Here is a 24,595-nt window from a genome sequence, read left to right on the forward strand (position 1 = left end):
TTGCCATTATTAAAATGGAATTTTTAGCCATAAAAAAAACCTGTTCAAACTAATGAACAGGTTTTATCTTTTATAATAAATTCAGATTTTAAACGGTGTGTTTTGGATTAAATCCGTCTTCGCTTAATTCGGTGTGCACGTAATCAGCAACCATTTCAGCTTCATAATCAACTTTTTCTCCTTTAGAAAGTCTATTGATGGTTTTTTCCATAATTTGGTAAATTACCGGAACTACCACTAAAGTTAAGAATAATGAGGAAATTAATCCTCCAATAATTACCCAAGCCAAACCGTTTTTCCATTCGGCTCCAGCTCCAGATGCTAGTGCAATTGGGAACATACCAAATACCATCGCGATAGTAGTCATCAAAATTGGACGTAACCTTGCATGATTCGCTTGGATTAATGCTGTTCTAACCGTTTCACCAGCTTTACGCCTTTGGTTGGTATAATCTACAAGCATAATCGCATTTTTACAAACTAGACCAATAAGCATGATGATACCTAAAATAGTAAATATATTCAGTGTATTATTGGTTAAAGCCAAAGCCAACATTGCTCCAATAAATGAAAGCGGAATCGCAAACAATACCACAAATGGATGTACAAAACTATCGTATAGCGAAACCATTACCAGGTAAACCAAGATAATCGCAGCTAATAACGCAATTCCTAATGTACCAAAACCTTCACTTTGATTTTCCTGATCACCACCCCAAATGTAATTTACACCTAGCGGTTTTTTCAATTTTTCAATTTTTTCTTGCCATTGTGTTACAATTGTTCCTGAAGCTACACCCACATTCTGACCTTTTACAGTTACCGATGCCGATTTGTCTCTTCGTTCTAATTCACTTGGTCCGGAACCTTCGGTTACGGTTGCAAATTGATTCAGTTTTATTTGTTGACCAGTATCGTTTATAAAAATTAAATTACTAACATCAGCGATACTTTTTCTGTCGAATGCATTGTATTTAATATTGATGTCGTATTCGTATTCACCAGCTCTAAATCTACCATCAGTATTTCCGCTAAAAGCAGTTTGCATTGTAATACCAACTGTTTGCAAACTCAATCCCAAAGCTGCCATTTTATCTCTATCAACTTTTACGTTCACTTCTGGATTTCCATCTTCTACTGATAATTCGATTTCTGTTGCTCCTGGAATGGTACGTAATTCTTTTTCTGCTGCTTTTGCAAATTGCATTGCGCTTTCTACATTTGGCCCCGTTACAATTAATCCTAAAGTGGCATCTTCTGCAGTTCCTAAAATACCAACTGGAACCGTTTTAACTTTTGCTCCAACTAATATTTTTTCTAATTTACGTTTTGTTTTTGCAGCATATACATTTGCAGGTTCATCACGTTTGTCTAATCCAACCATTTTAACGTTTATCTCAGACTTGTAAGCAGTTGCTTGCGAAGCACCAAGACCTTCACTAGTTTGACCAATCGTTGTAATTTGACTAAAAACATACTCTTCTTTTTTCAAAAATGCCTCTGCTTTTTGCGTCATGAAATTGGTTTGTTCTAAAGAAGCATCTTTTGGCATTTCTATTTGAACTAAAAACTCACCACTATCAGACGCTGCAAAGAATTCTCCACCAATAAATCCACCACCAAATAAACTAATCATGGAACCAAAAAAGATTACTAAAACTATAGCTAGTGTTTTAAAATAATGATCCAAACACCATTCTAATAATCTTGAAACCCAATTTGTAAAGCGTGTTAAATAGCTTTCAAATCCAAGGATAATTTTTCCAAAAAGGTTTTTGCCTTCAATGTGTTCTAATTTTCCATAGCGTGAAGACAACCACGGAATTATTGTAAATGAAGCTACTAAAGACAACAATGTTGAAATAATTACCGTTACACAGAATTGCGTAATAATGTTAGAAACCAATCCGGTACTCATTGCAATTGGTAAAAATACTACTACAATTACTAAAGTAATCGACACAACAGTTCCACCAATTTCCGCCGTTCCGTCATAGGCTGCACGAACCTTGTTTTTACCCATTTCCATGTGTCTGTAAATATTCTCTAGAACCACAATGGCGTCATCCACAAGAATACCTACAACAAGAGATAGACCTAATAAACTCATTAAGTTTAAGGTATAACCCATTAAATAAATTCCGATGAAAGTAGCAATTAATGATGCAGGAATAGAAACCATTACAATCAACGAGTTTCTAATACTGTGTAAGAAAAACAACATTACAAGAGCAACTAAAAGGACCGCAATAAGTAAATCGTGCACAACAGCATCAGCAGCTTCCAATGTAAAAATGGTACTGTCTTTAGCGATTTCTAATTTTAAACCATTCGCTTTATAATCGGTTTCCAGTTTAGCAATTGTTTTAACTAACTCTTCACTTACGGCAACCGCATTGGCATCCGATTGTTTTATGATTTGTAAAATAATCGCGCTTTTTTGATTGACACGCGCTACTTTTTCAGTGATTTTTTGAGTATCCTGAACATCAGCAATATCGCGTAAACGAACTTGAATTCCGTTTTTAGATGATACAACCAAGTTTCTTAATTCGTCAACATTTTTATATTTTCCGGCTAAACGAATTAATATTTTCTGCTCACGAGTTTGAATATTTCCTGTTGGAAAATCCAAATTAGAAGATAAAATATTTTGTTGCACTTGCGGAACAGAAAGTCCGTAGCCTTGCATTTTTACCGCATCAAGATTGACTTGAATTTCTCTTTCTTGTCCACCAATAATATTTACTTGTGCTACACCTTCTACTCGAGAAATAACTGGCGCTAATTTTTTATCAATTAAGTCGTAAAAAGCAGCTTCATCCATTTTTCCGTTGGCACCAATAGTCATAATTGGTAAATCGCTTAAGGAAAATTTAGTCAACGAAGGCGTTTCAACATCATCTGGTAAATCACTAAGAATAGCATTTATTTTACGTTGAGCATCGTTCATGGAGATATTAACATCAGCCGAAGAGGTCAATGTAATGGACACTGTTGACAAACTTTCGTAGGACTTCGAGTCTATTTTTTTAATATTTTCTAAGGATGCAATCGCATCTTCAATTTTTTTAGTAACCGTGTTTTCTACCTCACTTGGAGACGCTCCAGGATAAATAGTGGCAACAGTAATTACATTGGTTTCGAATTTTGGAATCAATTCGTAGCCCAATTGGCTGTAACTGAACAGTCCTCCTAATGTTAGAATCGTGAATAATACGATAACTAATGAGGGACGTTTTATGGATATTTCTGCTAATTTCATATATTTATTTTTTATGTCTTAAAGTCATAAAGTTTTCTGCTTTCGACCTTTTACTTTTAGACTTACGACTATTTTATAATATCCACTTTAGATCCGTCTTGAAGGTTGATTTGACCAGTAACAATTACAGTCTCACCATCAGAAAGTCCGTTTAAAATTTCTACTTTATCACCAAGAATTCTTCCTGCTGTAACCATTTTCAGTTTAGCAGTTCCATTTTCGATCACAAATATTTCGTTGCTGCTCACACTCCCTACAAAGGCATTTCTAGGAACAATCATCAACGATTGTTTTTGCTGACTTGAAGCAAATTCAGCGGTTCCATACATTCCGGCTTTCAAATCATTTGAAGCGTTATTAGCAATCTCTATTTCTACCGGAAAGTTCAAACTTGCGTCTGCTTTTGGCGCGATGAAGGTGATTTTTCCAGAGAATGTAGCGTCAGGATATACACTTGCTTTTACGGTAATCGTATTGCCTAATTTTAAACCTGCAACTTGATTTTCGTTAACATTTACTTTCAATTTCAGTTTTGAAACATTTACAATGTCAAACATTTGTGTTGCAGCACCAAGAACTGATCCTGGTTCAATGTATTTTTTGTTTACAATTCCGTTAATTGTCGCTTTGATATTGGTATCGCCAATATTAACTTTTGCTTGTTGTAATCTTGATTTTGAAGTTACTAAGTTCAATTTGGCTTGGTCTAATTGTTGTTTAGTCACACCACCAGTTTTAAAAGCATTTTCAAAACGACTGTAATCCGTTAATGCATTTTGATATGAAGCTTGTGCAGTTTGTAAATCAGCCGAAATTTGTTCGCTTCTTACAATCGCTAAAGTTTGTCCTATTCTAACTCTGTCACCTTCCTCAACTAAAACACGAACTACTCTTCCTGGTTTCTCAGCAGAAAAACTTAATTCTTGTAGTGGTGCAAAATTTCCATTGGCAGAAAAATCAAGAGAAACTTCTTCGATTTTTACCGTTGCAACTTTTACGGAAACACTGGCGTTTTTCTCTGCTACAATTGCTGTTTTTGCTTCGTTTTCTTTTTTGTTATTCATTAAAGTATATGCGATAACGCCTAAAGCTGCTACGATTGCTACTATGATTAGTATGTTTTTTTTCATTTTTCTTAGTTATTTATAAGTGTTTTTAATTCGCCTTTTGATTTGATTAATTGTATTTCTGCCAATTTGTAGTCTAGTATTGCAGATGTATAGTTGTTTTGAGCCTCAGTCAATGAGTTTTCAGCATCTAATAGATCCGTTAAAGACGCCAGTCCTTGTACATAATTGTTTCTGGTGTTGTCTAAAACTTCTTTAGCTAATTGCGCATTCTCTTTTTGATTGTTGATAGTGGTTAAGCTATTGTCAATTTGAGTTTTTGCATTGGCAAAAGCCAAGTCAAGGGATAATTTAGTGTCGTTTATGTCTTCTTTTATAGCTCTTAAATCAATATCGGCTTGTCTTACTTTGGCACGAGTACCAAATCCAGTGAAAATAGGCACTTTTAAATTCAAACCAATGGAAGAGAAATCAGACCAATAAACGCCGTCAGCCGGTTTTCCGCCAATAGGCATTTTAGGACCCTGACCAATATAATTGTACCCTGCGCTCAATGATAATGTTGGGTAGTACCCTGCTTCGACGGCCTTTTTTTGATAATTTAAAAGCTGTTCTTGTTTTTTCAAAAGCAAATATTCCGTTCTGTTTGCCGTATTTGGAACTTCAGACAACGATTGTGGACTTACTTCAAAAGCCGTTTGTGGAATCTCGATTTGAGTTTCGATTGGCATTCCCATATAAAATTTCAATGCGTTTTCCTGAATTTGTACCGCATTCAAAACTTGTTGACGCTGCGTATTGATGTTTGAAATCTTTACTAAAATTCGATCCAAATCAATTTTTTTGGCTAAACCATTATCAAATTGACCTTTAATGATATTTTTTACTTTGGTGGTATTTTTATACGTACTGTCAATAACAGTTAATTTTTGTCTTTGAACATAGACCTGATAATAATTATTGGCCACGCGCTCAATTACCTGTTCTTCTGTTAATTGTTCATTAATTTGGTAAAATTCTCTGGTGGATTTTGCCGCTTTCAAACCCGTAAAAACGGTTTGATCAAACAAAGCTTGTGTCAAAGAAATACCAGCAGTTGAAACCCATTTTTGACCAAAATTAGCCTGAATAGTACTTCCCGGTTGACCAAAATTAGCACCATCAATAACGGTTGTTTGTAAAACGGGATTGTATGTCAAACCTCCGTTTGCTGAAATTTGAGGTAAGGCTTGTGAGCGTACTTCCTGAATTTGGTATGCACTGTTCTCTACTTTCAGTTTTGCTTTTTTGGCATCGGCTTTATTTTCTAAAGCGTAGTTGATGGCTTCTTTCAGAGTGAGCGATTTGACTTCTTGTGCATTGACACCAAGTGTAAATGTTAGGATTAGTAGTATGATTGTTTTTTTCATTATTTATATAATTGGATTAAGTAAGTTTTTTTCTAATTCGACAATTCCTTTTTCTGTAGCCATTGCTCGTGTGTGGTATTCTAGTGCTTCCATTTCTAACGCAAAAGCTTCTCTTTCTGAACGGGTGTTTTCGTTAATGCTAAAAATTAAAGAGTAATAAAGTTTAACATAGACTTCAATATTTATTTCTTTTCGATACAGACCCTGAGCAATTCCTTTTTCAATATTTTGTTTAAAACAACTTTCACATTCTTCAGTTTGAAATTTTAAAGCGCTATTATAAACACCTGGATAGTGCTTTTTCAATTGATAGATTGGTGAAGTTTCTGAAGATTTGAACATATCGCCAAATAGTCGTCTAATGACAAAATTTTCTTCAATTGCGTTGTAATTGCGGGCAATAATTTGGTCTATAATTTCGTGAACCTCTTTTTGAATTATCTGTACACTTTCTTCAATTAGCAATTCTTTATTGGCAAAATATTTATAAATTGTTTTTTTTGAAATGCACATTTCACAAGCAATATCATCCATAGTAATACTTTTGAAACCCAGTTTCAAAAACATCTCTTTTGCTTTTGATGTAATTTTATTTTTCATTTTGTTTATTCTTAACCAGTTATGATTTATTTTAAACTGTTAAAATTCAAGTGCAAAAGTAAAAAGGAAACTTTGAATACAAAAATAGTTTCCAAAGTATTTACATAAATTTAACATTTGCATAAACGGGTCTTTTTTAAACCGTGAATTCTAAATTTGCCATAAGCTTAATGTCTTGTCCTAAAGCTAAACCGCCAGTTTGATTAAATGAATTAAAGTTCAAACCAAAATCCTTACGATTGATTTGACCCGTTATTTCAAAAGCAGCTTTTCTGTCTCCATCATAAGTATTGATTCCAATGAATTCAGCATCTAGCTCCACCACTTTTGTAATGTTTTTGATGGTTAGGTTTCCTTTCAGAAAATTAATGTTTTTATTGACTTTTTCGAATGAAGTCGACTTGAAACTAATAATTGGAAACTCCTTAATGTCAAATAAGTCATTTAATCTCAAGTGAGTATCTATTTGTTCCAGTTTTGTATCTTTATTATTGACATCCAATGAGAATTCGATTGAAGCATCTTCTATTTGATTGTCCTCAATATCAATATGTCCGTTGAATTTATTTTTGGAACCTGCCAGATAAGCAATTATTGAGTGTCTCATTTTTATCAGAACATCTGATTGGCTCGAGTCAACTGTCCACTTTGTTTTCATAATTCGTTGCGTTGTATTTAGAATTTATTTCAAAATCGGAATAAATTCAAAATGTTAAATTTTCGTTTGCAAATGTAAGAAGGAAACTTTGAATACTAAAATAGTTTCCAATGTATTTTTGTTTATTTAACATTTGATAGGAAAAGGGAGTTTGTAATGCAAATTGAATACTGTAAATTAGCCAAAAAATTATTTTATGCATTCCATTTATCAGTATCAAGAGTTCCTTTCCGATTATTTGCAATCACAATATGAAACCAAAGAACCGAGAAATCTATACGAACCCATACATTATATATTGGATCTTGGAGGTAAAAGAATGCGTCCGGTACTTACATTAATGAGTGCCGAGGTTTTTGATGCCGATTATAAAAAAGCGTTGCCGGCGGCTTTGGCTGTTGAAATTTTTCATAATTTCTCGTTGGTGCATGATGATATTATGGATGATGCGCCTTTGCGAAGAGGTAAGGAAACGGTTCACGAGAAATGGAATTTAAACACCGGAATCTTATCTGGTGATGCCATGCTGATTTTAGCGTACCAATATTTCGAGCAATATGAACCCATTATTTTTCGGGATTTAGCTAAATTATTCAGTAAAACCGCGCTTGAAGTTTGTGAAGGTCAGCAATGGGACGTCGATTTTGAAGTACGAAGCGATGTTACCATTCCCGAATACCTGAAAATGATTCAGTATAAAACAGCCGTTTTGGTTGCAGCAGCCATGAAAATGGGAGCGATTATCGCTGAAACTTCAGAAGAAAACGCAAATCTGATTTATGATTTTGGATTAAATTTAGGTTTGGCTTTTCAATTACAGGATGATTTCCTGGATGCTTTTGGTGATCCTGAAACCTTTGGAAAACAAGTTGGCGGCGATATTATAGAAAACAAAAAAACGTATTTATATCTAAAAGCAGTTGCTTTTTCAAAAGAAGAAGAAGCACAGGAATTGAAGAGATTATTCTCCATTCAGCCAAAAGACAATACTGAAAAAATCAAAACGGTAAAAGAACTTTTTAACAGTTCCGGTGCTTCAAAAGCAACTCAAGATGCGATACAAGATTTTACGTTTAAGGCTTTTCAAACGTTGGATAAAATGAATATTGGCTCCGATAAAAAAGCATTGCTAAAAACTTTTGGGGAGAATTTAATGGGAAGAAAAGTTTAAAAAAACTCAATATCAAAAATCAATGGCAATGTCAATGTCAAAAATCAATAGTAATATTGAAAAATTGACTTTAAGGTTGGTTGTCTAGGATTGATATTGATTTTTGACATTGACATTGAAATTTTAATAATTATGTTTATAGTTCCAAAAAATACCGATTTACTACTCTCCGAGGCGGAAGGCGAAAACTTATATTTGAAATTAATCGAACAAATGAATAAGGATTTCAATCTCGCTAACGAAGCAATTGATTTTCCTTTGAGTATTTCTCCTAATGAATTGAAGTTGCAATTGCATGAAAAAATCTACCGACTCATTCAATATAAATTTGCCGAATACCTCAATTTACTATACATAATTGATGTTTCTGAAGAAGAAATAAAAAAGCTAGACGGTTCTGATTTAGTAATTCTGGCCGAACAAGTCGCTTTTCTGATTCTAAAAAGAGAATGGCAAAAAGTCTGGTTCAGGAATAAGTATCGTTAAGTTAGAAGTTAAGGGTTAGGTAGTTTAGGAGTTTTTCGAACGTCTAACGTCTAGCTTTTTACCTTTTAACTTCAAAAATAAACTCTGATAAATGGCATAAAGGCACTGCCGTAAATGTTGTTTTTGTCAGACATAACATTGTAACGGGCACCTATTGTAGCATTTCCGGATCGGTAACCTGCTCCAAGAAATAATCCCGTATTCCAGTAATCTTGTGAATTGCTATTGGATCCATCCAAATTTACATTAACTCTTAATTGTTCCAGTTCAGCTGAAAGTTGGATTTCATGTATTGGATTAAAAAGACCTATAACACTGCCACCATACAAATGGGATGCGTAATAATCTCTTTGCTTTAAATATTTATATTGTAAGCCAACACCCAAAGCTACATATTCATTGAAATTATAAATAGCACTTGGCGCCAATGAAATATCCGTATAGCCAGAGCCAAAGCCTAAACCGATTCCGCCTCCAAATTGCATATTCCTCCAAAACTGATTTTGGGTTTTAGGAGAGGATGAATTTTGTTGTGCAAACAGACAACTTGAAAAAAATAAGGTGACAATCACCAATAATGATTTGGAATCCTCTAAAAAGCTATTCTTTGTCATAAGTTTTTGGTTTTTTAACATTTTTCAATGTAAAAGTATCTTAAAATAAATTATAAATTTATTCTATTATTGTACTTTTGCCAAACTATTTTAACAAAAAAGTATATTCACTAAATATTATGGATAGGTTTTCATTTTTAAACGCAGCACACACCGAATTTTTCGCACAATTATACGATCAATATTTAGAGAATCCAGATAGCGTTGAGCCAAGTTGGAGGAGTTTTTTTCAAGGTTTCGATTTTGGGATGACGACTTACAATGAGGAGAACAAGGTCGAACAAATCGCTAATTTTGCAGCTAATAACGCTGATATTAATTTGGTGTCAGACAAGCTTCAAAAGGAATTTAATGTATTGAAATTAATAGATGGATACCGTTCTCGAGGTCATTTGTTTACCAAAACAAATCCGGTTCGTGAAAGAAGAACTTCATCACCTACACTTGAAATTTCGAATTTCGGACTTTCAGCAGCAGATTTAAATACCGTTTTTGATGCAGCAAAGGTTATTAATAAACAACCGTGTACGCTTCAGGAAATTATAACGCACCTTGATGCCATTTATTGTCAACATATTGGGGTGGAGTACATGTACATTCGTAATCCGGAAGTGGTAGAATGGATTCAGCAAAAATTGGGGATTAATGACAATCAACCTAAATTTTCGCTGGACGAAAAGAAAACGATTCTGAATAAATTAAACCAAGCCGTTTCTTTTGAAAACTTTTTGCATACTAAATATGTAGGTCAAAAACGTTTTTCTCTTGAAGGTGGAGAATCTATAATTCCAGCTTTGGATGCTTTAATTGAAAAAGCAGCCGAAAAAGGAGTGGAAAAATTTGTAATGGGAATGGCACACCGTGGTCGTTTGAATGTTTTGGCAAATATCTTTGGCAAATCAACCCAAGACATTTTTGGAGAATTTGATGGTAAAGATTACGATCAGGAATATTTTGACGGGGATGTAAAATACCATTTAGGACTTACCGCTGACAAAGTTACCAGCACCGGGAAAAAAATCAATATCAATTTGGCTCCAAATCCTTCGCATCTAGAAACTGTAGGTGCAGTTATCGAAGGAATTACAAGAGCAAAACAAGATAAATATTTCCCTAACGATTTCTCTAAAGTATTGCCAATCGCCGTTCACGGTGATGCTGCAATTGCAGGTCAGGGAATTCTTTATGAGATTGTACAAATGGCACAACTTGACGGTTATAAAACCGGAGGGACTATCCATATTGTAATCAATAATCAAGTAGGATTTACCACTAATTATCTTGACGCACGTTCCTCTACGTATTGTACGGATGTTGCCAAAGTAACACTTTCGCCAGTATTACACGTAAATGCGGATGATGCTGAAGCAGTAGTTCATGCGATATCATTTGCATTGGATTTCAGAATGCAATTTGGCCGTGATGTATTTATCGATTTATTAGGATATAGAAAATACGGACATAACGAAGGTGATGAGCCTCGTTTTACCCAGCCTGTATTGTATAAAATCATTGCAAAGCACAAAAATCCAAGAGACATCTACATGGAGAAGTTGCTTGCAGAAGGAGTAATCGACAGCACTTTTGTAAAAGGATTAGAACAAGAATACAAATCAAACTTGGAAGTAAACTTAGAAGAATCGCGTAAAAAAGATTTGACTATTATTACTCCATTTATGAAAAATGAATGGAAAGGTTTTGAGCAAGTTTCTGATGTTGAAATGCTTAAAAAAGTAGATACTACTTTTCCTGTAGCAGGACTTACTGAGGTTGCAAACGTAATTTGTAACCTGCCAACAGATAAAAAGTTTATCAGTAAAATACAAAAACTGATCAACGACAGAAAAACAATGTTTTTCGAAACTAATAAGCTGGATTGGGCCATGGCCGAACATTTAGCGTATGGATCACTTCTAAAAGAAGGATACGATATTCGTATTTCTGGACAAGATGTAGAGCGTGGGACATTCTCTCACCGTCATGCCGTTGTAAAAGTGGAAGATTCAGAAGAAGAAGTGACCTTGTTAAGTAATTTAGAAGGAGCAACCGGGAAATTCAATATTTTCAATTCTCTTTTATCTGAATATGGTGTTTTAGGATTTGATTATGGATATGCTTTGACAAATCCAAATACATTAACCATTTGGGAAGCACAATTTGGAGATTTCAGTAATGGAGCCCAAATTATGATTGACCAATACATCTCTTGTGGAGAAGACAAATGGAACAACCAGAACGGAATTGTTTTACTATTGCCTCACGGATATGAAGGACAAGGAGCAGAGCATTCTTCGGCAAGAATGGAGCGTTATTTACAACTTTGCGCCAGACATAATATGTATGTTGCAGATTGTACAACACCTGCCAACTTCTTTCACTTGTTGAGAAGACAAATGAAAACAACGTTCCGTAAACCGCTTATTGTGTTTACACCAAAGAGTTTGTTGCGTGATCCAAGATGTGTTTCTACTGTTGAAGAATTTGCAACAGGTAGTTTTCAAGAAACATTCGATGATGAAACAGTGAATAAAGCCGAGGTGAAGACACTAGTTTTCTGTACCGGAAAATTCTATTATGACATCACTGCCGAAAGAGAAAATAACGGTCGTAAAGATGTTGCGGTTGTCAGAATCGAACAATTATTCCCATTGCCGGTAGAACAATTAAAAGCGATTATAGCTAAATATCCAAACGCTGATGATTATGTTTGGGCACAAGAAGAACCAAAAAACATGGGAGCGTACAGTTACATGTTGATGAACTTCGATTTAGTAAAATGGAGATTGGCTTCGCTAAAAGCATACGCGGCTCCGGCTTCAGGAAGTTATACAAGAGCAAAACGTCGTCAGGCCGATGCGATAAAAATGGTTTTTGATAAAGATTTATTTAGATAGTCATTGCGAGGAACGAAGCAATCTCACTAAAATAAGTATTTTTAGGAGCCAGGAACCTGCTTTACGTTTCAATCTTTTTATTTTTAAAGAAAAAATAAAAAGGATTTTCACTGCAATCAGGGCTAAACAGTGCACATAATAAACATAAGTTGTTCTAGAACAATTTAAAACTTAAAATTCATAATTTAAAATAATAAGAGATGATTTTAGAAATGAAAGTCCCATCACCAGGGGAATCTATAAAGGAAGTTGAAATTGCAACTTGGTTGGTAAAAGACGGAGATTATGTAGAGAAAGACCAAGCAATTGCTGAGGTTGATTCTGATAAAGCAACATTAGAATTGCCAGCAGAAGCCAGCGGAATCATTACTTTAAAAGCAGAAGAAGGCGATGCAGTAGCAGTAGGAGCGGTAGTTTGTTTAATCGATACCAGCGCAGCAAAACCAGCGGGTGATGCGCCAGTTGCCAATCCCGAAACTTCGGGACCAAAAACAGTTGAAGCTCCAAAAGCAGAAGCCTCAAAAGCGGCTCCGGTAGCAGCTGCTCCAGCAGCGACTTACGCTTCAGGAACACCTTCTCCAGCTGCAAGAAAAATATTAGACGAAAAAAATATAGCGCCAGCTTCAATAACGGGAACTGGAAAGGACGGAAGAATCACTAAAGATGATGCAGTAAATGCAGTGCCTTCAATGGGAACTCCTACAGGTGGATCTCGTGCAACAGAGCGTACTAAATTATCTATGTTGCGTAGAAAAGTGGCTGAAAGATTAGTTGCCGCTAAAAACGAAACAGCAATGTTGACTACTTTCAACGAGGTAAACATGACGCCAATCAACTTGATTCGTAATGAATACAAAGATGCATTCAAAGCAAAACATGGTGGAATTGGTTTAGGATACATGTCTTTCTTTACTAAAGCAGTAACCAGAGCATTAAAATTATTCCCGGATGTGAACTCAATGATGGATGGTGATCATAAGATCGCTTTCGATTTTTGCGATATTTCAATTGCAGTTTCAGGACCAAAAGGATTAATGGTTCCTGTAGTTCGTAATGCTGAAAATTTGACTTTCCGTGGTGTAGAAGCTGATATTAAAAGATTGGCTCTTAAAGCACGTGACGGACAAATCACAGTAGATGATATGACTGGTGGAACGTTCACGATTACTAACGGTGGTGTTTTTGGAAGTATGTTGAGTACGCCAATTATCAATCCTCCTCAATCAGGAATCCTTGGAATGCACAACATTATCGAGCGTCCAATTGCCGTAAACGGAAAAGTGGAAATTCACCCAATGATGTATGTGGCACTTTCTTATGACCACAGAATTATTGATGGTCGTGAGTCTGTTGGATTCTTAGTGGCTGTAAAAGAAGCGTTAGAAAACCCAATGGAATTATTGATGGACAACAATCCTAAAAAAGCTTTAGAACTATAATTTAAGGTTTTTAGAATATAAAAAAATCCTGTTTATTTTTTAAATAGGATTTTTTATTTGAGCAAATACAAACAATGATTGTAATAATCCACAATCGCTTTTCCTTTCATCAAAACATCGGCGCCAATGATTCCATGAACGGGTTTTGATTTGTGTTGTAGTAAAGCCTCATTGACGTGCGATAAGTCGAAAATAACAATATCAAAAGCGATGTCTTTCCAAGAACCCAGTTGCAGTTGGTTTTTTGTGGCAATTTGCGTAAACATTCCGGTGGCGCCTGCTCCTGAAGCTTTTGTTTTGGATTTTTTTGCTTCCAACAAAAACAAATCGACACTTTCAAATCCGATACAAGTATTTGAAGCACCTGTGTCGAGAATGAAACTGCCCATTACACCGTTTATTTTTGCTTTTATCAAAAGATGTTGTGTTTTGGTAATCTTAAATTTTACTTTCTTGTAGTTCTCTTTTTTAAGAATATCGTGGAGGTTCTTCATTTATGCTGAATTTATTTTCTGTTTCACAAAGATACATGGAGTTAGTGAAGGAATTGTACGAATCTTTTTAAAACCATTTTTTCGACAACTTTTATTCTTGTAATTTTGTACCCTTAAACTTTACACTTGGAAGCAAATACAATCATCACCGATACGCATACTCATTTATATTCAGAGGAATTTGATCAAGATAGAAACGAAATGATCCAGCGCGCCATTGATGCTGGTGTTTCACGTTTTTTTATTCCCGCAATCGACTCTACTTGCACGGAATCGATGTACGAATTGGAGAAAAATTACCCGAATAATGTTTTCTTGATGATGGGTTTGCATCCAACGTATGTAAAAGACAATTATCTCGAAGAATTGCAACATGTGGAAAACGAATTGGCTAAAAGAAAATTCTATGCCATTGGAGAAATCGGAATTGATTTGTATTGGGATAAAACCCATTTGCCTCAGCAACAAATTGCTTTCAAAAGACAAATTCAATTGGCCAAACAATACAAATTACCCATTGTGATTCATTGTCGGGAAGCTTTCGATGAAATCTTTGAAATCCTGGAAGAAGAAAAATCGACTGATTTATTCGGAATTTTTCATTGTTTTACAGGTACTTATGAGCAGGCATTACAGGCTATTTCGTATAATATGAAGCTTGGAATAGGCGGAGTGGTAACTTTCAAAAATGGAAAAATCGATCAATTTTTGAATCAAATCGATTTGAAACATATTGTTTTAGAAACAGATTCCCCGTATTTAGCACCGATTCCTTTTCGGGGTAAACGTAACGAAAGCAGTTATATCGTTACCGTAGTAGATAAGTTAGCGCAAATTTATAGCCTTTCGGCAAAAGATATTGCGGCAACAACAACTGAGAATTCTAAAGCTATTTTTGGGATTTAAAGCAGAATTCATCTTAATTTGATATTTTTTTTGTTCATTTGCCAACACAAAAATTGAGAACCAAAATGCAGAAATTTGACGCTATTCGGCCTTTTTATGATTCCGAAATAAACGAAGCACTTAAAAATGTGATTAATCATCCGATGATGAAGGCATTGATGAATTTTACTTTTCCGGATGTCGCTGATGAAGTTTGGAAAGAGCAACTTCGTAAAACGCATTCCATTCGTGATTTTCAATGTAATTTTATTTACCAATCCGTTCAAAGAGTGTTGGAAAAAAGCTCCGAAGGGTTGACTACTTCGGGTTTTGAAAACTTAAAGCCTAATACTTCTTATTTGTTTATCTCGAACCATCGCGATATTCTTTTAGATACCACTTTATTGAACACTGCTTTATTTGAGCATGGATTAGTGATGACCGCATCAGCTATAGGGGATAACTTAGTCAAAAAAGCGTTTTTGAATACCTTGGCTAAATTAAACCGAAACTTTTTAGTGCAACGTGGCTTAACGCCAAGGGAAATGTTACAGAGTTCGAAACTATTGTCGGAATACATTGGTAATTTATTGCTTCATGAAAACCGTTCCGTATGGATTGCACAACGCGAAGGAAGAACGAAAGATGGGAATGACGAGACAAATCCTGGCGTTTTGAAAATGTTAGGAATGGCTTCTGATGAGAAGAATTTGATGGATTACTTCAAAAAAATCAAAATCGTACCCGTTTCTATTTCTTATGAATACGATCCGACGGATGCTTTGAAAATGCCGCAATTGATGGCTGAAGCCAATAATGAAATCTATATTAAAGAAAAGAATGAAGATTTCATGACCATTCTTAGTGGTGCTTTGGGACAAAAGAAAAGAATTCACATTCATGTTGGGAAAGTGCTGGATACTGAAATTGATGCAATCATTGCTGAAAATGACAGTTCGAACAAGCAGATAGTAGCTTTGGCACAAGTAATTGATGATGCAATATTGAGCAACTATAAGTTATGGCCAACGAATTTTATTGCGTATGATATTGTTAATAAAACTAATATCTATTCTCATTTGTATACAGAAAACGAAAAATCACTATTTGAACGCAGACTGGAAATGCGAATTGACCATGATAATCCGGTAGCTTTAGATGGTTTTCTGGCGATGTATGCCAATCCGGTTGTGAATAAATTAAAATATCATGATGTTGTATAAAGCCAAAATACTTTTAATCTATACCGGTGGAACCATCGGTATGAGGAAAGATTTTGAAACGGGTGCGCTCAAGGCTTTCAATTTTAGCAAATTATTGCAGCGAATCCCCGAATTGAAACAATTGGATTGTGAAATAGAAACTATTTCTTTCGAAAATCCAATTGATTCCTCGAATATGAATCCTGAAAAATGGGCTAAAATTGCGACGATTATTGCCGATAACTACGCTTCTTTTGATGGATTTGTGGTGCTTCATGGATCGGATACCATGTCTTATTCGGCATCGGCATTGAGTTTTATGCTCGAAAATTTGTCAAAACCAGTCATTTTTACGGGTTCCCAATTGCCCATTGGGGATTTACGCACGGATGCCAAAGAGAATCTGATTACCGCTATTCAAATTGCGTCTTTACGAAACAATGATGAACCTGTTATCAGTGAAGTGTGTCTTTATTTTGAATACAAATTATATCGAGGCAACAGAACCACAAAGATAAATGCCGAACATTTCAAAGCATTTACCTCGCCTAATTATCCTGAATTAGTTGAATCTGGTGTGCATTTAAAGTTGAATCCTGAATTGTTCTTGGCTAAAAATGAAAATAAAGAATTCAAGGTTCATAAAAACTTGGATAACAACGTAGCGATTATAAAAATGTTTCCTGGTATCAGCGAAGCGGTTTTGTCGGCAATTTTAGATATTCCAAGTCTTAAAGGAATTGTTTTAGAAACCTATGGAGCTGGAAATGCGCCTACCGAAGATTGGTTTTTAAACTTATTGAAAAAATCGATTGCCAGAGGTTTGCATATTGTCAATGTAACCCAATGTTCCGGTGGAAGTGTCAGTATGGGACAATATGAAACGAGTACCGGCATGAAAGAAATTGGTGTGATTTCCGGAAAAGACATCACCACTGAAGCGGCAATAGCTAAATTAATGTATTTATTAGGCCAAAAAACTGCTTCCAAGGACTTTAAAGCTATTTTTGAAACGGCTTTGCGAGGAGAAATAGCATAATAGTTAGATTTTACTTTTCTAACTCGTTTTTTTTATTGTTATTTGCAACCTCAAATAAAATAGAGAGGTGTCCGAGTGGTTGAAGGAGCTAGCCTGGAAAGCTAGTATGTGGGCAACTGCATCGTGGGTTCGAATCCCATCCTCTCTGCTTAAATCCCGTAATCCCATATAAACAAAGGGGTTGCGGGGTTTTTATTAAAATTGCGTGTCAAATTTGTGTCAAATATTTATAGTTTAAAAAACGGTGAGTTTTTTAAGCCATATAAAAAAATGCCAAATTCTAAAAACTTCACTACACGTAATAAAAGCATCGCTTTTCTGGACTACAAGCCTGCGGAACTCCGAATGAACAAAGATTGGATGATTGTGTACTACGCAAAAAATCCCGTAAACGGAAAACTAGAATGCCAACGCTTGCGTGTGCCTTCCATTAGCAGTAAGAGTGAACGTATCAAACACGCTAAAAAAATTACAGTCGAAATAAATACTCGACTTGCTGAGGGATGGTCGCCTTTTCTTGAAGAGACAGGAAAAAATTACAAAACATTTAAAGAGGTTGTTGATGGGTTTTTGAAGCAGCTTAAGAAGCAATTAAAAGACGGCGTAGTAAGGGAGGATACCCTTAGAACCTATAATTCTAATTTGAATTTGTTTCAGCAGTTTTTTATAGAGAAAAGAATTAAGATAACCTTTGCAATAGAGATCAACAAAAAGCTTTGCGTGCAATACTTGGACTGGGTTTACATTGATCGGAATAATTCGCCTAGAACCCGAAACAATCATCTTATATTTTTGAAATTATTTTGCTCGTTTCTCGTCAGCAGAGGGATTTTAAACGAAAATCCTACGGCTGGTATCTTAGCGATGAAATTACCGCCTAAAACCCGCCAAATTTTCCCTAAAAAAATAAAAAATAAAATAAACGAAAAATTACTGACTTACGACAATGGTTTTTTTGCGTTGTGCATGACAACTTACTTTTGTTTGATTAGAAATACGGAACTGGGTAAACTTCATGTTTGGATGGTAAATTTGAACGAAAGTTCTATTTTTTTACCGAAAGAAATTTCAAAAAACAAGAAAGACGAATTCATTACAATTCCCGCCCAATTTTTGCCAGTATTAAAAAAACACATAGGGAATTCTAGTCCTGATGATTATTTGTTTTCAAGCGATAATTTTAATGTGGGAGCAGTTCAAATGCCCGTGCGAAAAATCGCAACCGCTTGGGAAAAATTGAGAGACGAATTAAACCTTGAAAGTAAGTATCAATTTTATTCCCTAAAAGATACAGGAATAACCGATTTATTAAACAGCGGAATTCCAGCGATAAAAGTGAGAGATCAGGCGAGGCATTACGACATAAAAATCACGGAACTGTACACGCCGCGAAACAAAGGTTGTGATGTGACAATACAAGATGCAAACGTGTCTTTTTAATCCTTAATAAACCGCCTTCGCTTACACCGTTGAGCATAACGCTAGTTACGGACTAAACAAGCCGAAACTTTCAGATTAAAAACCGTATCACTGATACAAAATCAACTATAAATTCAAGACGTTACCGTAATTAGCGTTATGCATTGTTAGCAGTAGCCTTTTTTTAGTAATTTTAAAAACTAAATAAAAATATAATGGGAAGACAAATTATAAAACAACCAAACGGTAAATACTGTGTTTTAAGCAGTATAGTGGATAATGTTACGCATTACAATATGTCTATTGATGATATTGTTGAAGAATGGGTAAAGGAATTTAAAAATGATATTACAGAAAAGGTAAATGGCATTGTGTTAAAAATTGAAAATGGAGAAAAACCATATCATCAATTTACATATTCATACGATGAAATGCTAGAATTGATTAGAGAAAATCACGGCAAAAAAGAAAGAAACAAAATAAAATCTTTAATTGAAAATTCCAATTCAGACGATGCTTAGTAAGGTTACTGATAACAGTTTGCTTTAAATCCTAAATAACTGGAAACACTGGAAACAAAAACAAAAAATACCGTTTTTACTGGCTTTAAACTACTTTTATTGTTTTCAAATAAAAAAGTAGGGCGTTTTTTTTGGAAACAAAGAGTTTTTTTAACGCACTTTTTGGAAACAATAGCGATGTAAGGGGTAAAAAAAAATTGTGGGTACAAAAAAACCTGATTTTAGCGAAAAACAGCTGTAAGCCCAGTAAAACGAAAATATTTTACAGAGTGCCGTATGAAGCTAAAAAAAACTGTATTTTTTGTATTTCTGTATTTTTAGCGTTTAAAACGCTTGTTTGTAGTGTTTTGAAAACAATACAACCGCCAAAAACACCCAAATACACTATAATACAGTTTTGTATTTCCTGTATTTTGACAAAAAAGAGGGGGTGGGAGGGGAAAAAATATTTTTGCAAAAATTTGTTTTTTAATTGCAAATGTCGTTTTTTTGTGAAGCTGTGGGTTGCTACGCATAAAAACTACTATATAAAGAGAATTGCCACCCAGTGGCTTCCTGACAATCGCCCAGAACATACAAAACAAAAAAAATCGTGCCACGAACCCGCAACACGATTTTTCACAAACCAACTCAAATTAAATTAACTACTGCCGTGCCTTTCCCTGCACTTTATACAGCCAGCCGATAAATTTAGGTAAGCCAAAACCAATACCCAAAGCGTAAAACATCGTGATTTCGACCCCCGCGTACTCTACCGAGAAACGCAAAGCCAAGAAAATTGCCAATATTGAAAAAACAAGTTCCACCAGATTATCCTGCGTGAAAAACCATAATGAAAAACGATACGGCGTACTGGTCGAAGTCTTTCGTCTTTTGCTTATTTTTCCTTTGTAATAAAAAGCCAGCCCGATCAATGCGAAAAGCAGACCCGCCATGTAGGTAGGCACATCCTTCGTGCCAAAAAATAAGTTTAAAAATTGTTTCATATTGTATTAGTTTTTTATTGATTATATACTCTTATAAATTTTACTTTTTCATCACTGACATTCACCAAACATTTGTACGGTGTTACTATTGTTGCTTAAAAGTGACACATTCCCAGCAGCATCAACCGCTTGCACCTGATAATAATAAGTTCCACTGCACGCTCCGTAATCAATATAGGAAGTTTCAGTACCTGTTGACCCCACGTAACCACCATTTCTATATATATAATACTCTGTAATTCCTACGTTGTCTGTAGCACCATTCCAAAATATCTCAACATAACTTATATTCTCTGATGCACTAACGTAATTAGGTGGCGTAGGTGGTGTGGTGTCTGCTGTAGAACAATTTTCAATAGCTTGAACCAAGCCATCGTTTCTTAAATCTAAACCTATCTTTTTATACACACCGCCATCTAAGACTTTAAATGAGTATTCATTAAAGTGACTATACTCAGAGATATGATCCCATAGAAGTGTACAACCTACATCATTATAAATACTTTGTCCAATAGTTAAACCTGATATTGTATATTTTGTCATTGGGTTAGTCCATGATGCAGAACAAATAGTAGCCCATGTTAAATTTTCATCTTTAACAATTTGTAATGATACCCCAGTAATACCGCTTACCCACGCACTCTTTGGCACTAATTGATTGGAAGCGTAGCTATTCATAGCACTTGCATCTAAGTTATATTTCGCCAATGCCTCTGATTTGGTCATACATTGATTAGATGTTACGTGGGATTGACCTGCTTTCAGTGCAAAACCTAATGATTGAGCAGCCGTAAAACTTACCATTTGATTGGATGCCTGACCAAATGAGATAGCTGTGAATAATATTAAAACATACTTTTTCATGTTATTTCTTTTTTCTAATATTTGCCTTTCTCTTTTCAAGGTCTTTAATCTTTTTTGTGATGGATTGTAATCTCTTTTCAAGGTCTTGTATTTTAGCAACCATTACTTCAACATAATTCACAGACAACATTCCATCTTCGCCTTTTTGCACTTGGTCAGGAAATTCTTTTTTTACTTCTTGGGCGATGTAGCCAATGTGTGTTTTAGTGTCTCGTTTACCTTTCCATTTGAAATAAGCCACGTCTCCGTCTCTTTTTAGGATAGTTTTTAATCTTCTGTCTGATGAATTGAAAAATCCTGTAGCTGTTAATGTCCCTGAAGCCGATGTATTTCCAGTAGCATGGTTCATATTAAGTATATTGTCTTTGACAGCTCCATTTCCTGCGTCATTTAAAGACCAAAACCTAGTAACTCCATTTTCCGATGATAAAATCATCGTCTTTGAATTAGCTGCTGCTGACGAATGAGTAAGTCTTAAGTCTGCTCTATTTGCCCCATATACTGATGAGATTGCATAACCTCCCTCTATTTGCAAGTTACCTGACAAAATCCCTCCCGTTAATGGTAAATAATTAGCAGGATTGAAATTACCATCGTGCCATATTTTTCTCCAATTATAAAATGCGCCTGAGAGTCTACGTCTTAAATACCACTCATCTGCATTTATGGGATTTACCATATCAAATCCATGAGACGAATCATTTGGTAAAACCGCACGAATACCTGTCCAATAGTTGTAACTTGTAGGCATTCCTGTACTAGAACTATATGAACCATAGAAACCATTAACACCTGACCATGTGTCAATAGAATTTGAAGATGCTAGAGGAACATATGGAGTAGAAGTATAAGCATTAGAGCCTAGACCTAAAAATGACTGTAAGCCTCCAATAGTTGTAGGTCTCCACTCTCCTGAATATTTACCCATTATTGCAGTAGGCGCTATTGCTAAAGAAGTTCCGTTATACCCTTCCCCATTCCAAATTGTAGCACTTGATGCATTCCCACTTATATTAATCCCCCAAGTTCCACCATTATTACTAATAATATTGTTTCCTAATATCGTTGGAACATTCTCTGTAAAATTTAAAATCCCTGAAGCTCTATTGACACTAAATACAGTACCTAAGTAGTTTCCGTTATCTGCGTATCTAAATAGGTTAAAGTTACTTCCAGTATTACTCCCAGATTCAGTATCACTTGTTGTACCTAAGTCGAAACGAATGACATTATTTGTTTTAAAATATATCTCTTTAGGCGAATTAGTAATACCATTTAACTCTAATCTATTAAAAGAAACCGCATTACTAGTACTTAATCTTTGATTTTCTAGTGGTTGATATATTCCACTGTGATTACCCCAACCAAAAGCAGTTTGACCGTTTGAAATCCTCGAATCATTCCCTTCAGCAACCGTTCCTGCTGATGCTCCAAAGTTTTTGTTGAAGGCGGTGTTTTTTGAAAATGCTGGTTCCGCACCAACTTCACTATAAGTGTAGGTAGGTTTTGTTGATAGTTTCGCCCAACTCCACACATCACTTGCTGGTCTTGCATCACTAAGTCTTGAATCGCTAGTAAGTACATAAGAACCTACGGGTTGCTTTCCATTCAATTGCGCTTGCATAGGGCTTGTGGCATCATTGTTGGCTTGTTGTGCATCTGTTTGGTATCTTTTGTTTGTGGAATCGGGTATGTTTGCAGTTGTTAAACTAACAACTCCTGTTTGGTTGTTTACAGATACAACAGCGTTATTATTGTCTACTTTATCCCAGATTGTTCCGTCTGAAATGATCCAATCCCCTCCTTTAAACGCCAATCCATATTGTGTGCCTGCGGTGCTTACCTTGTAGTATTGTCCTTTATTCGAACCAGTAGCGGTAGCCAATGCAGGGGTTCCAGTAGAAGCGTTGTAGGTTCCTTTGTAGTTTACCGAGCCAAGCAAGACATCATTAATTTGCGCTAAAGGAACTTTGCCTGTCCAGTCCAGTCCAGCATAACCGTCGGCAATTCCTTTATTAGCCACGTTCTCAGTCGTGAATCCTAATGCATTTTGTTTGGCGTTCCACGCTTCTTTTTCGGTAGCCGTTACAAATTGATTATTTGCATCTTGAGAGATGATACTTGGCGGGTGATTGGCTGGATGGGTGTAGTTTTCCAATGTAGCCAATCTAGAAATTTCGGCATCGGAAAGTAAACTTTTGCCTGTTACTTTATCGACTTTAGAATCTAATTCCGTTTGTAATTCGGAAAGCTTTATTTTTTCTGATGGAGAAAGAAGACCCGCATTAGTTGTAGTCGCCAATGGCAAAATGGCATCATTCCCAGTACTGGAAAATACCGTACCGTCTGTAGGTGTCGCTAAGTAGTCTAAATTGGTTTTGATTTCTGAAACTGGCAAATGCTTCACCAGTTTGGAAAGCCCCTGCCATACCAAAAGACTGTCATTTTTAACGCCTCTTTCGGCTTTGGACAATTTCATGGTTTTTTCTATGACGTGTGTGTTTTGAGCGAACATAGCAGTTTGCGCCAAAACAATAAAAAGCAACAGTAATTTTTTCATGTGGTTTTAATTTAAAATGTGTCACGGCTTAGGACGTCGTAACTGGATAAAGAGGAGGTATCCCCGCCTAGATAAATCGCTTTAATAAAAATCCCTTCGACGACACCAAACACTAAATCGTTTATTTCTAATTCAAGGCGTCTTTGATTTCCGTTTCGTTTAAAAATCAATAATTCTCCCTCTACATACGGAGTGTGACCTCCTCTAGCTAAAAAAAAAAACTTCTTTGACAATTCAATCAAAAAATCATCAAAAGTAGCCCCTACAATTTGAGGCATGCATAAACCTGTGTTTATCGTTCTGTAATCCAAAAGAAACCCATCATCGTCAGAGGAAGAACTTGATACAATTTTAAATCGGTACGGGTCTTCGTTTTCCCTAACGACACTTTGAGCAGGATTAAAAGAAGCGATAACGAAATTGGTCTGCACGTTTTGCAGAACAACGCTCCCGCTGTCTTGTTTTACGAATTTCAGTATTTTTGCGATTGCCATTTTTTATCGGTATTGGATAGGCGTGTGAATACGGACAAAGATTATTAATCCAACCACAACGCCTATAAAAATTAATTCTTTTGCGTATTTCATACCGGTTATTTTTTGGCTACTTTCTTTTTGATTGCTGTATTTTTCTTGGCTACGGGTTTCTTCTTTGCAACTGGTTTTTTAACCGCTTTCTTTTTGGCTACTGGTTTTTTTGTGGCTGTAACTGCTGTTTTTACAATTTTACCGCCTGTAGCGTATTTGTACCCTTTTTTAAGCGTACCGTTTACTTTTAAGCCTGTGGCTTTTAATACTTTGCTGCACACGGTTTTTAATCCTTTTACCGATGGTTTTTTTAGTCCTTGGTTTTTCATAGCTTTGAGTTCGTTTTTATAATGTTGATTTTCTTTTAAAATTTCCGCCTTTATTTTTTCTAGGTTCGTATCGCTGATTTGACCCTTTTTGTTTTTTTCGATACAAATTCTTATATATTGACGGTTATAACCTATTAACCTTTCGATTTCTTTAATCTTTTTCATC

At 35.4% G+C, this 24,595-nt stretch carries 21 protein-coding genes and 1 tRNA gene; 10 read left to right on the forward strand and 12 right to left on the reverse strand.

Going from position 1 to position 24,595, the window contains the following annotated elements; translation table 11 throughout:
- Positions 1 to 88 precede the first annotated feature (88 nt).
- The 5 genes from ACNQGX_RS14165 to ACNQGX_RS14185 all read right to left on the reverse strand — a co-directional run bounded on the left by ACNQGX_RS14165 (position 89) and on the right by ACNQGX_RS14185 (position 6,999).
- Complete coding sequence (locus tag ACNQGX_RS14165) at positions 89 to 3,265, reverse strand: efflux RND transporter permease subunit (RefSeq protein ID WP_417977290.1); 3,177 nt, start codon at positions 3,263 to 3,265, stop codon at positions 89 to 91.
- Between the two features lie 68 nt (positions 3,266 to 3,333).
- Complete coding sequence (locus ACNQGX_RS14170) at positions 3,334 to 4,395, reverse strand: efflux RND transporter periplasmic adaptor subunit (RefSeq protein ID WP_417977292.1); 1,062 nt, start codon at positions 4,393 to 4,395, stop codon at positions 3,334 to 3,336.
- 5 nt (positions 4,396 to 4,400) lie between these two features.
- Complete coding sequence (locus tag ACNQGX_RS14175; RefSeq protein ID WP_417977294.1) at positions 4,401 to 5,741, reverse strand: TolC family protein; 1,341 nt, start codon at positions 5,739 to 5,741, stop codon at positions 4,401 to 4,403.
- Between the two features lie 3 nt (positions 5,742 to 5,744).
- A complete protein-coding gene (locus ACNQGX_RS14180) occupies positions 5,745 to 6,341 on the reverse strand; it encodes a TetR/AcrR family transcriptional regulator (protein WP_417977296.1) in 597 nt (198 codons plus the stop codon).
- A gap of 136 nt (positions 6,342 to 6,477) precedes the next feature.
- Positions 6,478 to 6,999 (reverse strand): YceI family protein, encoded by a 522-nt coding sequence (locus tag ACNQGX_RS14185; protein ID WP_417977298.1) that lies wholly within the window; start codon positions 6,997 to 6,999, stop codon positions 6,478 to 6,480.
- A gap of 196 nt (positions 7,000 to 7,195) precedes the next feature.
- Here ACNQGX_RS14185 and ACNQGX_RS14190 point away from each other — a divergent pair, with 196 nt between their 5' ends.
- Together ACNQGX_RS14190 and ACNQGX_RS14195 are read left to right on the forward strand one after the other, a co-directional pair.
- Positions 7,196 to 8,170, forward strand: coding sequence for a polyprenyl synthetase family protein (locus ACNQGX_RS14190; protein WP_417977300.1), 975 nt, complete (start codon positions 7,196 to 7,198; stop codon positions 8,168 to 8,170).
- Positions 8,171 to 8,302: 132 nt separating this feature from the next.
- Complete coding sequence (locus tag ACNQGX_RS14195) at positions 8,303 to 8,656, forward strand: hypothetical protein (protein WP_131915628.1); 354 nt, start codon at positions 8,303 to 8,305, stop codon at positions 8,654 to 8,656.
- 71 nt (positions 8,657 to 8,727) lie between these two features.
- Here ACNQGX_RS14195 and ACNQGX_RS14200 read toward each other — a convergent pair whose 3' ends face one another.
- Positions 8,728 to 9,270, reverse strand: a complete 543-nt coding sequence (locus ACNQGX_RS14200; RefSeq protein WP_417977302.1) for a hypothetical protein — start codon at positions 9,268 to 9,270, stop codon at positions 8,728 to 8,730.
- Between the two features lie 119 nt (positions 9,271 to 9,389).
- On the opposite strand from ACNQGX_RS14200, the gene ACNQGX_RS14205 reads away from it, so the two are divergent.
- Together ACNQGX_RS14205 and odhB are read left to right on the forward strand one after the other, a co-directional pair.
- Positions 9,390 to 12,164 (forward strand): 2-oxoglutarate dehydrogenase E1 component, encoded by a 2,775-nt coding sequence (locus ACNQGX_RS14205; protein ID WP_417977304.1) that lies wholly within the window; start codon positions 9,390 to 9,392, stop codon positions 12,162 to 12,164.
- Between the two features lie 200 nt (positions 12,165 to 12,364).
- Complete coding sequence (odhB, locus tag ACNQGX_RS14210) at positions 12,365 to 13,603, forward strand: 2-oxoglutarate dehydrogenase complex dihydrolipoyllysine-residue succinyltransferase (protein WP_417977306.1); 1,239 nt, start codon at positions 12,365 to 12,367, stop codon at positions 13,601 to 13,603.
- 53 nt (positions 13,604 to 13,656) lie between these two features.
- On the opposite strand, the gene ACNQGX_RS14215 is transcribed toward odhB, so the two are convergent.
- Positions 13,657 to 14,097, reverse strand: a complete 441-nt coding sequence (locus tag ACNQGX_RS14215; RefSeq protein WP_417977308.1) for a retropepsin-like aspartic protease — start codon at positions 14,095 to 14,097, stop codon at positions 13,657 to 13,659.
- Positions 14,098 to 14,223: 126 nt separating this feature from the next.
- Here ACNQGX_RS14215 and ACNQGX_RS14220 point away from each other — a divergent pair, with 126 nt between their 5' ends.
- From ACNQGX_RS14220 to ACNQGX_RS14245, 6 genes are all read left to right on the forward strand, one after another.
- Complete coding sequence (locus ACNQGX_RS14220; RefSeq protein WP_417977310.1) at positions 14,224 to 15,003, forward strand: TatD family hydrolase; 780 nt, start codon at positions 14,224 to 14,226, stop codon at positions 15,001 to 15,003.
- A gap of 65 nt (positions 15,004 to 15,068) precedes the next feature.
- A complete protein-coding gene (locus tag ACNQGX_RS14225; RefSeq protein WP_417977312.1) occupies positions 15,069 to 16,205 on the forward strand; it encodes a 1-acyl-sn-glycerol-3-phosphate acyltransferase in 1,137 nt (378 codons plus the stop codon).
- Positions 16,195 to 17,223, forward strand: a complete 1,029-nt coding sequence (locus ACNQGX_RS14230) for an asparaginase (protein WP_417977386.1) — start codon at positions 16,195 to 16,197, stop codon at positions 17,221 to 17,223. The genes ACNQGX_RS14225 and ACNQGX_RS14230 overlap by 11 nt, the downstream gene beginning before the upstream one ends.
- A 61-nt stretch (positions 17,224 to 17,284) precedes the next feature.
- A tRNA-Ser gene (locus ACNQGX_RS14235) sits at positions 17,285 to 17,371 on the forward strand.
- Between the two features lie 122 nt (positions 17,372 to 17,493).
- Positions 17,494 to 18,663, forward strand: a complete 1,170-nt coding sequence (locus ACNQGX_RS14240; RefSeq protein ID WP_417977314.1) for a tyrosine-type recombinase/integrase — start codon at positions 17,494 to 17,496, stop codon at positions 18,661 to 18,663.
- A gap of 194 nt (positions 18,664 to 18,857) precedes the next feature.
- Complete coding sequence (locus tag ACNQGX_RS14245) at positions 18,858 to 19,163, forward strand: hypothetical protein (RefSeq protein WP_417977315.1); 306 nt, start codon at positions 18,858 to 18,860, stop codon at positions 19,161 to 19,163.
- Between the two features lie 644 nt (positions 19,164 to 19,807).
- Here the strand turns inward: ACNQGX_RS14245 and ACNQGX_RS14250 are convergent.
- The 5 genes from ACNQGX_RS14250 to ACNQGX_RS14270 form a co-directional block, all read right to left on the reverse strand.
- Entirely contained in the window at positions 19,808 to 20,149 is a 342-nt protein-coding gene (locus ACNQGX_RS14250) for a hypothetical protein (protein WP_417977317.1), read from the reverse strand.
- Between the two features lie 51 nt (positions 20,150 to 20,200).
- The gene (locus ACNQGX_RS14255) at positions 20,201 to 21,094 is read right to left on the reverse strand and encodes a hypothetical protein (protein ID WP_417977319.1); all 894 of its coding nucleotides are present in this window, start codon (positions 21,092 to 21,094) and stop codon (positions 20,201 to 20,203) included.
- Positions 21,015 to 23,573, reverse strand: coding sequence for a tail fiber domain-containing protein (locus ACNQGX_RS14260; protein WP_417977321.1), 2,559 nt, complete (start codon positions 23,571 to 23,573; stop codon positions 21,015 to 21,017). Before ACNQGX_RS14260 ends, ACNQGX_RS14255 begins: the two co-directional genes overlap by 80 nt.
- Positions 23,574 to 23,584: 11 nt before the next feature.
- Positions 23,585 to 24,067 (reverse strand): hypothetical protein, encoded by a 483-nt coding sequence (locus ACNQGX_RS14265; RefSeq protein WP_417977323.1) that lies wholly within the window; start codon positions 24,065 to 24,067, stop codon positions 23,585 to 23,587.
- A gap of 98 nt (positions 24,068 to 24,165) precedes the next feature.
- A complete protein-coding gene (locus tag ACNQGX_RS14270; RefSeq protein WP_417977325.1) occupies positions 24,166 to 24,594 on the reverse strand; it encodes a hypothetical protein in 429 nt (142 codons plus the stop codon).
- Between the last annotated feature and the right edge of the window lies 1 nt (position 24,595).

This window comes from Flavobacterium glycogeni (assembly GCF_048286775.1).
In the GTDB taxonomy this organism is placed as follows: domain Bacteria; phylum Bacteroidota; class Bacteroidia; order Flavobacteriales; family Flavobacteriaceae; genus Flavobacterium.